Source organism: Gordonia sp. NPDC003950, from assembly GCF_053605205.1.
This window is the reverse complement of sequence record NZ_JBSGIT010000073.1, coordinates 1-1,187: the sequence shown is the minus strand read 5'-3', so window position 1 is coordinate 1,187 and position 1,187 is coordinate 1. Positions and strand designations below refer to the sequence as shown.

Annotated in this window: 1 protein-coding gene; it reads right to left on the bottom strand. The window is 64.5% G+C overall.

Annotated elements, in window-relative coordinates; translation table 11 throughout:
* Positions 1-83: 83 nt before the first annotated feature.
* The coding region (locus ACWETB_RS23895) for a DUF222 domain-containing protein (protein WP_452214080.1) at positions 84-1,187 on the bottom strand (1,104 nt) is incomplete at its 5' end.

Below are 1,187 nucleotides of genomic sequence, written 5' to 3'. Positions count from 1 at the left end.
GCGATCACCGGGGCGGCCCCGACCATCGGTCGTTTCGACGGAGCTCAACGCAAGGAGACCCCGCAAGGCTGGAACTCGAATCGTCATGCCACACCCGGCAACCCATCCAAGGTCATGGTCCGGCGGTGATAGGACCGCAGCCATCGGCGTTGTGGGTCAACCGTTTCCGGTGGGATCAACCAGGGGTGGTGGTCGGCTCCCATGACGACGTCCCATCCGTTATGGTGGACGTCGTCATGACAGGCTGTGCAGAGCAAAGCGCCGTTTTCCAAACAGGTTTCGCCGCCGTCGATCCAGTGGGTGATGTGGTGCGCCTGGCAGCGTGAGGCGGGTGCACCGCACTTGATGCATCCTTTGTCGCGGTGAGTCAGGGCGCGTCGTTGGGCCCGGTTGAACAGTCGGATGGTGCGTCCGAGTGATAGGGGTACTTCGTCTGTGCTGACGATCATGACGCCGACGGTGGCGTCGCAGCATAGTTTTCGGGCGGTGGCTTCGGTGACCGATCCCATGAATGCCAGTGACGCCAGTGAGGGTGTGCCGGTGGGGATGGTGAGGTTGATCAGCTCGGTGGGCATGCGCGGTCCGTCGTCGCAGTGCTGGCCTGCGGCGGCGCGGGCGGCGGTGTCGAGGATGATCTCCAGGGCGTCGGCACGCATTTGTCCTGCGGTGCGTGGATCGCGGGATCCGTCGGGTTGGGGTCGTGGCGCCGACAGGACTTCGATCGCGGTCCGTAGTTTCTCTCCGAGTACGGCGTGGAGGTCGCCGGTGACGGTGAGGCGTCCGTCGTCGGAATCGCGGAAGTCCAGGGTGTTGATGGAACGGTCTTCGCCGGCGGGTAGGCCGTCGGTGTCGTCGGCCTGCTGATTCCCGCGACTCTTGGCATAGTCACGGATCTCGGCGGGAGTAAACCCGGCAGTGGCGTGCCCCAACAAGGCAATGCTGTGAGCGTCGCGTTCTTCGGCGGTGACAGGTTCCCCGGACCGTTTCTCGATGTGCGTCAATCCTCGGACGATGGCGTCGGCGTGTTCGGCCGACAATGTGCCCAACGAGGTGTGGCGGTACACGCGCTCGAGGTCGGGTGCGGTGCCCAGCCGGATCATGCGGGACGCGGAAGCCGGTGCGACACCCCAGTCGTGCAACAGTTCCTGGAGTTTGCGGCCTTCCTTCTCTGCGACCTTGAGGTGATC